At 61.1% G+C, this 7,692-nt stretch carries 7 protein-coding genes; 3 read left to right on the top strand and 4 right to left on the bottom strand.

Features of this window, described 5'->3' with window-relative positions; all coding sequences use genetic code 11:
• The first annotated feature begins 261 nt into the window (after positions 1 to 261).
• Positions 262 to 1,263, top strand: a complete 1,002-nt coding sequence (locus WB528_RS22815) for a VOC family protein (RefSeq protein WP_423890934.1) — start codon at positions 262 to 264, stop codon at positions 1,261 to 1,263.
• Between the two features lie 28 nt (positions 1,264 to 1,291).
• Here the strand turns inward: WB528_RS22815 and WB528_RS22820 are convergent, their stop codons facing one another.
• From WB528_RS22820 to petA, 4 genes are all read right to left on the bottom strand, one after another.
• Positions 1,292 to 2,188 carry an NAD-dependent epimerase/dehydratase family protein gene (locus WB528_RS22820; RefSeq protein WP_423890936.1) on the bottom strand — a complete coding sequence of 299 codons (897 nt, stop codon included), beginning with the start codon at positions 2,186 to 2,188 and terminating at the stop codon, positions 1,292 to 1,294.
• Between the two features lie 89 nt (positions 2,189 to 2,277).
• Positions 2,278 to 2,952 (bottom strand): dienelactone hydrolase family protein, encoded by a 675-nt coding sequence (locus tag WB528_RS22825; RefSeq protein ID WP_423890937.1) that lies wholly within the window; start codon positions 2,950 to 2,952, stop codon positions 2,278 to 2,280.
• A 176-nt stretch (positions 2,953 to 3,128) separates the two neighbouring features.
• A complete protein-coding gene (locus WB528_RS22830; RefSeq protein ID WP_423890939.1) occupies positions 3,129 to 5,186 on the bottom strand; it encodes a cytochrome c1 in 2,058 nt (685 codons plus the stop codon).
• Positions 5,187 to 5,254: 68 nt separating this feature from the next.
• Entirely contained in the window at positions 5,255 to 5,785 is a 531-nt protein-coding gene (gene petA, locus WB528_RS22835) for a ubiquinol-cytochrome c reductase iron-sulfur subunit (protein ID WP_423890946.1), read from the bottom strand.
• A gap of 349 nt (positions 5,786 to 6,134) precedes the next feature.
• Here petA and WB528_RS22840 point away from each other — a divergent pair, with 349 nt between their 5' ends.
• Complete coding sequence (locus WB528_RS22840; RefSeq protein WP_423890941.1) at positions 6,135 to 6,638, top strand: tRNA (cytidine(34)-2'-O)-methyltransferase; 504 nt, start codon at positions 6,135 to 6,137, stop codon at positions 6,636 to 6,638.
• Positions 6,631 to 7,518: an oxygen-dependent coproporphyrinogen oxidase gene (gene hemF / locus WB528_RS22845; protein ID WP_423890944.1), complete on the top strand. Its 888-nt coding sequence runs from the start codon at positions 6,631 to 6,633 to the stop codon at positions 7,516 to 7,518. Before WB528_RS22840 ends, hemF begins: the two co-directional genes overlap by 8 nt.
• Positions 7,519 to 7,692 lie beyond the last annotated feature (174 nt).

Below are 7,692 nucleotides of genomic sequence, written 5' to 3' on the forward strand. Positions count from 1 at the left end.
TGCCGCAATCGCTTTATAGGAACTTCAAATTCAAGGCCGCACTAGAATCAATAAGTTACTAGAGCTCCTTTGATTCCGAAGCTCGCATCGGAGGTTGCCGCGATACCGTGCGAACTTCGGAATCGGAAGGACACTAGCAAAACTTATCGATCTAGTGGTACTTAGGTTCAGAAGTCCGCATAACGAACCCGCGGCGGCAATGATACTTCTGAACTGCCACACTGGGCTTCGTTAACAATCTGAAGCAGCGGGAGGCCGATGATGTCGGTGCAAGCGTTAGGATATGTCGGGTTCGGCTCATCCGCGCTGGAAGACTGGCAGAAGTTCGGAACTTCGCTGGTGGGCTGGCAGGCGATCGAGCGCGGCAATTCCATGCTCGCCTTCCGCATGGACGACCGCAAGCAGCGCGTCGTGATCGATCGCGCGATGGGAGACGGCGCGCGCTTCTTCGGCTGGGAAGTCGAAAACGGCGCTGAACTCGATGCGCTGGCTGCGAGGCTGGAGGCCGCCGGGGTGAAAGTCGTCGCGGAGCCACAAACGCTCGCGGATACACGACGGGTGCGCGCGCTGATTTCATTCCACGATCCTGCCGGCAACCGGCTTGAGGCCTTCCATGGGGCCGAAATCGACGACACACCATTTTCGCCGGGCCGTTCGATCTCCGGCTTTCGCACCGGCGCGCTCGGGCTCGGCCATGTCGTGCTGACGGTTGAACGCATCGACGAGATGATGCCGTTCTATCTCGACCTGCTCGGCTTCCATCTCTCCGACTATATCGAGAAGCCGTTCCGCGCCTATTTCTTCCACATCAACCCGCGTCATCACTCGCTCGCCCTGATCGAGACCGGCAAGAGCGGCGTGCACCATCTGATGGTGGAATTGTTCTCGCTCGATGACGTCGGGCAGGCCTACGATATCGCGCTCGCCGAGGAGTGCGTGAATGTCACGCTGGGACGCCACACCAACGATTTCATGACCTCGTTTTACGCCAGGACACCGTCGTCCTTCATGGTCGAGTGCGGCTGGGGCGCGCGCGAGATCGACCTCGCAACCTGGCAGCCGGTCGAGATGCATCATGGCCCCAGCCTGTGGGGCCATGAGCGGGTGTGGCTGTCGGAAAAGGACCGCGAAGCGGCGCGTCAAATGCGGATGCTCGCGGCTTCAGACGGTCTGCGTGCACCGGTCCAGGTGATGGAAGGCAATTACAAGCTGATGTCGGGCACGTGCGCGTGGTGGGACGGTGTGCGCGAGCGCACGCCTTGAGAATTCGCCACCCGGTCTCGATACCGGGCTATCGATAGCAACCGTGTTCGATTTCCTCGATCAGGCTCCGCGCCTTCGGCGCCCAGCCAAGCTGCCTCGCCTTGACCGCTCGTACCCTGCTGTTCGACGCCATCGTATCCTCGGCGACGCCCTCACCCCATTCGGCGGCTGCCTCCTCCATGGACATCGCTGACGGCGCAGCCTGATAGGCCAGCATGCGGTTGATGGCTTCACAAATTTCGCGCATCGAGTTTTCGCCGTTCTCGGCGAAGAAAAAGGCCCCGGCAGGCGCCTTCTCGATGACGAGCGCATAAAGCATCACCAGATCGTCGATATGCACGTTCGACCAGATGTTCTCGCCGGGCCCGGCATAGGCGGCGCAACCTCGTTTTCGGGCGAGGCGGATCAGGAGGGGCACCTGCATGCTGTGCGGCTCGACGCCACGGCCAAGACCGTAGATCAGGCTCGGGCAGATGATGACGGGACGGCATCCCCTGTCGCGGTAGGAAAGAATGAGATTGTTCAGCGCGACCCGGGCGGCACGCGCGGCTGAAGGGGCGATCGTCGAGCTTTCGTCGAAGATGGCATCGGATCGATGGCCGCGGGCGCGCGTGCCAACGATGCTCGATCCGGAAGTGTGGATGAATAGCTTGCCGCTGCCAGCGAGAGCGCCGAGCAACGCAGCCGCCGCGCCATGATGATCGGCATTCGCCGCATTGACGACGATGTCGGCGGCCTGCGCCGCTTGGGCGAGACGTTCCGCATCGTCCAGCGTTCCCAGCAACGGCTCGATACCCCTCGCGCGAACCGCATCGGCCTTTTCAGGGGTGCGAACGAGCCCCGTCACCTGATGTCCGCCGGCTACAAGATGAGCTGCCACCGATCCGCCGATATAGCCGGACGCGCCTGTGCAAAAAACCTTCATGCAAGCCCTTCAAGCGACCATGGCCGGACGCGGCGTGATTGATGCCCGTCGAGTCCTCTTCTCGCCGTCGGTTGATTATTACAGGCAGCCTATCCCAAGTGCTTGTGAAAGAATTCCGCCGCCCTGCCCCACGCAAGCTCCGCCGCCTTGCGGTCGTGCACCGACATGCGCTGTTCGTTGACGAAGGCGTGCTCAGCGTCATAACGGAACAGTTCGAGCGACTTGCCGGCCGCCTTCATTGCCTTCTCGAACGCATCGACGACTTGCGGCGTACACCAGTCGTCCTTGCTGGCGAAATGCGCCTGCAAGGGAATCTTCACGTCCGAAGGCTTGGCCGCGGCCTCCGGCGGAATGCCGTAGAACACCACGCCCGCGGTCAGTTCCGGAATTCTGGTGGCGCCGATAATCGTGACCGCACCGCCAAGGCAAAACCCGGTCAGACCGACCTTGGCGCCATTGCGCGCCAGATATTGTGCCGCGCCGCGGACGGTCTGCGTCGTCGCGTCCATGAAATCGAGCGAATTCATCTCTTTGCCGGCAGCATCGGTGTCGTGATACGGCACGACCTTGCCCTTGTAGAGGTCGGGTGCCAGCGCGTCGAAACCCGCCACCGCAAAGCGATCGCACAGCCCCTTGATCTGGTCCTGAAGTCCCCACCATTCCTGGATCACGACGACGCCCGGCGCATTCCCTTTCGCGGCATTGGCGAGATAACCGTGGGCTTCCTTGCCGTCGGGACGCTTGAAAGCAATGCTGGTGCCCATGTTTCCTCCTGCGGTTATGTTGCAACGGTTGGCCGCATTCTGTCCGCAGCGGCTGCCGGGCGCAATCGTCCACGATCAGTCAGCGGTCATCCCGCAGGGAGCGAGCGTTAAAAAGACCGTGAAGGCAACAAAAAAGCCCCCGAAATGGGGGCTTTTTCGAGAGCAGCGCCGACAGATCAGTGCGCGTCGGCCCAGACCTTCTTCTTGGTGAAGTACATCAGGAAGGCGAAGATGATCAGGAACACGAACACCTGCAGGCCGAGGTGCTTGCGTGCTTCCATCTTCGGCTCCGCCGTCCACATCAGGAAGGTCGCAACGTCGTGAGCATATTGCTGCACAGTGGCGGGGGAACCGTCATCGAAGGTCACCTGGCCGTCCGAGAGCGGCTTCGGCATCTTGATGGCGTGGCCGGGGTAGTACTTGTTGTAGTACGTGCCCTCGGGAACGGTGACGCCGGCCGGCGGTTTGTCCTCAAAGCCGATCAGGATGGCCTCGATATAGTTCGGGCCCTGCTCCTGAAACTGGGTGAAGAAGTCGAAGATGAATTTCGGAAAGCCGCGCTCGTAGGACCGAGCCTTCGCGATCAGCGAAAGATCCGGCGGCGCCTTGCCGCCGTTGGCGGCAGCAGCGGCCTGCTCGTTCGGGAACGGCGGAGGGAAATAGTCGGCAGGCCGGCCCGGCCGGTCGAACATGTCGCCGGAATCGTTCGGGCCATCCTTGATCTTGTATTCGGAGGCAAACGCAGCCGCCTGCGCCTCGGAATAACCGGGACCGCCGGGATCGGCGAGATTGCGGAAGGCGATATAGTTCAGCGAGTGGCAGTTGGAGCAGACTTCCTTGTAGATTTTCAATCCGCGCTGCAATGAGCCACGGTCGTATTTCCCGAACGGACCGGAAAAGGACCATTTCTGGGACGGCGGCGTGTCGTCCTCGGCACGCGCGCTCTGCACGCTGCCGGCTACGAGGCCGCCAGCGATGACAAAGGCGACCACGATCGAGGCTGCCCTCTTGCTGTACTTGGCCAGCACGTCGTCGGCGATCGAATTGGGGAGCGGCCGTGGCGTCTCGATGCGGCTAAGCAGCGGCAGCAGGATCAGGAAGTAGGAGAAATAGCAGACGGTGAGGATACGTCCGGCAATGACGTAGATGCCTTCCGGCGGCTGTGCGCCGAGATAGCCGAGCAGCACGCAGACCACGACAAAGATCCAGAAGAACTGCTTGGCCAGCGGGCGATACTTCGACGAACGTGTCTTCGCCGTATCGAGCCAGGGCAGGAATAGCAGCACGATGATCGCCGAGAACATCGCGGTCACGCCCGCAAGCTTGTTCGGGATCGAGCGCAGGATCGCGTAGAACGGCAGGTAATACCATTCAGGCACGATGTGCGCCGGCGTCACGCCGGGGTTTGCCGGAATGTAGTTGTCGGCGTCGCCGAGATAGTTCGGCATGTAGAAGATGAACCATGCGTAGAAGATCAGGAAGCAGGAGACGCCGAACATGTCCTTGATGGTCGCGTAAGGCGTGAACGCCACAACGTCCTTTTCCGTCTTCACTTCGACGCCGGCCGGATTGTTCTGACCCGCGACATGCAGCGCCCATACGTGCAGGACCACGACGCCCGCGATCACGAACGGCAGCAGGTAGTGCAGCGAGAAGAACCGGTTCAGTGTCGGGTTGCCGACGGAGTAACCGCCCCACAGCAGCGTCACGATGTCGTTGCCGATGCCGGGAATGGCGGAGAACAGGTTGGTGATGACGGTGGCGCCCCAGAAGCTCATCTGGCCCCACGGCAGCACGTAACCCATGAAACCCGTCGCCATCATCAGCAGGTAGATGATGACGCCGAGAATCCAGAGCACCTCGCGCGGCTCCTTGTATGAGCCGTAATACAGGCCGCGGAACATGTGGATGTAGACGGCGAAAAAGAACATCGACGCGCCGGCCGCATGCATGTTGCGCAACAGCCAGCCATAGTTCACGTCGCGGACGATGCTTTCGACCGAGCGGAAGGCGAGATCGGCGTTCGGCGTATAATGCATCGCCAGGATCACGCCGGTCACGATTTGCAGCGCCAGCATGATCGACAGGATGGCGCCGAACGTCCACCAGTAGTTGAGGTTGCGCGGCGTCGGATAGGCCACGAAGGAGGAATGGACGAGACCGAAAATTGGGAGGCGCCGTTCAATCCATTTGATGGCGGGATTGGTCGGCTGGTAGTCGGATGGTCCGCTCATGATGCGATCCCTAGGGAAGTAAGACGACGCGACAGGCGTAAGGTCCCGGACGTTTGGAGTCCGGGGTCTCAGCCGATCTGGATTTTAGTGTCGGAAACGAATTGATAGGGCGGGACGGCCAGATTGGCGGGCGCGGGCCCCTGGCGAATACGGCCGGAGGAGTCGTATTGCGAACCGTGGCATGGACAGAAGAAGCCGTCGTAATTGCCCTCATGGGCGATCGGGATGCAGCCGAGATGAGTGCAGATGCCGATCACGACGAGCCACTGGTCGTGACCCTCCTTGACCCGGGATTGGTCAGTTGCCGGATCGGGCAGGCTCGAGACCTGCACGCTGCGGGCCTCGTCGACCTGCTTCTTGGTGCGGTTCATGATGTAAATCGGCTTGCCCCGCCAGAACACCTTGATGTCCTGCCCCGAGGCGATCGGCTTCAGATCGACTTCGATCGGCGCGCCGGCCGCGATGGTTGAGGCGTCCGGATTCATCTGGGAAACGAACGGCCAGAGCGAGGCTACTCCACCCACAGCGGCGGCGGCCCCGGTTGCAACGAAGAGGAAATCACGGCGTGTCGGATGTTCCGCCGAAGACGCTGTCGTCACGATTCCAAACCCTTTCATAGCTTGCTGCCGGCGGAACCGCCCCGGAAGACTGACCGGGAGGCTGCCGGCGCCCGCGACCCCCGCGGCGGCAGTAAAGACCGCCCTTTGCGACCCCATCGGCAAAAGGAACAGTCCAGAATCGTTCTATTGGCACCCTTGCCGTAAGAGCGCAAGCCCGCTATCGGCTACCCCACGTGCAATGCACTAATTCCACGCAACAGGGCTATTTATCCGGATATTTCGGACAGCTGCCCCGTTGGGCCGTTGTCGTGAAATGGGGATGACAATCGCCGTCCACCTCGCCAAAGACTCATGGCGCGCCAGTTGAGGGAATCGGTGGAACAGCAGAATGCAGATCGCGCTTTATCAGCCTGACATCCCCCAGAACACAGGGACCATCCTCAGGCTGTGTGCCTGCATGGGGGTGGCGGCCCATATTATCGAGCCCGCCGGTTTTCCGATATCGGACCGGCATTTTCGCCGTGCCGGGATGGACTATCTCGACCAGGTCAACTGGACCCGCCACGATTCCTGGACAAAATTCGAGGAATGGCGAAGGCTCGGCGGGCATCGGCTACTCCTGCTCACCACCAAAGGCGCCACGCCATATCTTGATTTCCGATATCAGGCGTCGGACATCTTGTTGTTCGGGCGGGAAAGCGCAGGTGTCCCGCAAGCTGTCGCGGACGCCGCCGATGCGCGGCTCGTGATCCCGATCAGGCCGGGACTGCGTTCGCTCAATGTCGCCATGGCCGCCGCCGTGGCATTGGGGGAAGCACTTCGGCAAACCGGCAACGGCGAGGCAGCGCCAAATGACGTCAGTTGTTCCGGTTCAGGTATCGCCCATGGATGAGACCCTGCTCGAAGAACGCAAGGCACGCGCCAAGGCCTGGTTCGAATCGTTGCGCGATGAGATCTGCGCAGCGTTCGAGCGTCTGGAAGACGAGGCCCCGGCCGGCCTTTATCCGGGAACGGCCGGCCGATTCGAGCGAACTCCGTGGGATCGCACCGACCATACGGGCCGGCCGGGCGGTGGCGGCGTCATGAGCCTGATGCACGGACGGCTGTTTGAGAAAGTGGGCGTGCATTGTTCGACCGTGCACGGCGAATTCGCGCCTGAGTTCCGCACCCAGATTCCGGGCACCGATGACGATCCCGCCTTCTGGGCGTCCGGCATTTCGGTGATCGCCCATTTGCGCAATCCGCATATCCCCGCGGTCCATATGAACACGCGCTTTATCGTGACGACGAAAGCATGGTTCGGCGGCGGCTCGGACCTGACGCCAGTCCTGAACCGTCGGCGCACCCAGCAAGACCCCGATACGGTGGTCTTCCACGCCGCCATGAAAGCCGCCTGCAACGCCCATGCGGCCGTTGCGTCTTACGACAAATACAAAAAATGGTGCGATGAGTATTTCTACCTGCCCCATCGCAGGGAGCCCCGCGGCATCGGCGGCATCTTTTACGATCACCACGATTCCGGGGGCTGGGATGCCGATTTCGCCTTCACGCAGGATGTGGGCCGCGCCTTCCTGAAAATCTATCCGGACCTGGTTCGGCGCAATTTCGAAACGCCGTGGACGGCGGCCGACCGCGAGGAGCAGCTGATCCGGCGCGGCCGCTATGTCGAATTCAATCTGCTTTACGACCGCGGCACCATTTTCGGCCTGAAGACCGGCGGCAACGTCGATTCGATCCTGTCGTCGATGCCGCCCGAGGTGAAATGGCCTTGAGGCGGCATTTTTAAAATCGAACCAGATGCCGTAACGCTTCCGACATCATGACGAGTCTGCCGACGATCACGGCGGGGATTACAGTGACAGTGCATTTAATAGTCAGACGAAAGTAATAGTTCCTAACGGCGTTCTGACTCCTCAATTAAATGCACTGTCACCGTAACCCTGAAG

Source organism: Bradyrhizobium sp. (assembly GCF_049586575.1).
In the GTDB taxonomy this organism is placed as follows: Bacteria; Pseudomonadota; Alphaproteobacteria; order Rhizobiales; family Xanthobacteraceae; genus Bradyrhizobium.

Excerpts from the sequence above, each read along its gene's own strand:
- WB528_RS22815 (WP_423890934.1), top strand. The coding sequence starts at position 262 with ATGTCGGTGCAAGCGTTAGGATATGTCGGGTTCGGCTCATCCGCGCTG.
- WB528_RS22820 (WP_423890936.1), bottom strand. The coding sequence starts at position 2,188 with ATGAAGGTTTTTTGCACAGGCGCGTCCGGCTATATCGGCGGATCGGTG.
- WB528_RS22825 (WP_423890937.1), bottom strand. The coding sequence starts at position 2,952 with ATGGGCACCAGCATTGCTTTCAAGCGTCCCGACGGCAAGGAAGCCCAC.
- WB528_RS22830 (WP_423890939.1), bottom strand. The coding sequence starts at position 5,186 with ATGAGCGGACCATCCGACTACCAGCCGACCAATCCCGCCATCAAATGG.
- WB528_RS22840 (WP_423890941.1), top strand. The coding sequence starts at position 6,135 with ATGCAGATCGCGCTTTATCAGCCTGACATCCCCCAGAACACAGGGACC.
- hemF (WP_423890944.1), top strand. The coding sequence starts at position 6,631 with ATGGATGAGACCCTGCTCGAAGAACGCAAGGCACGCGCCAAGGCCTGG.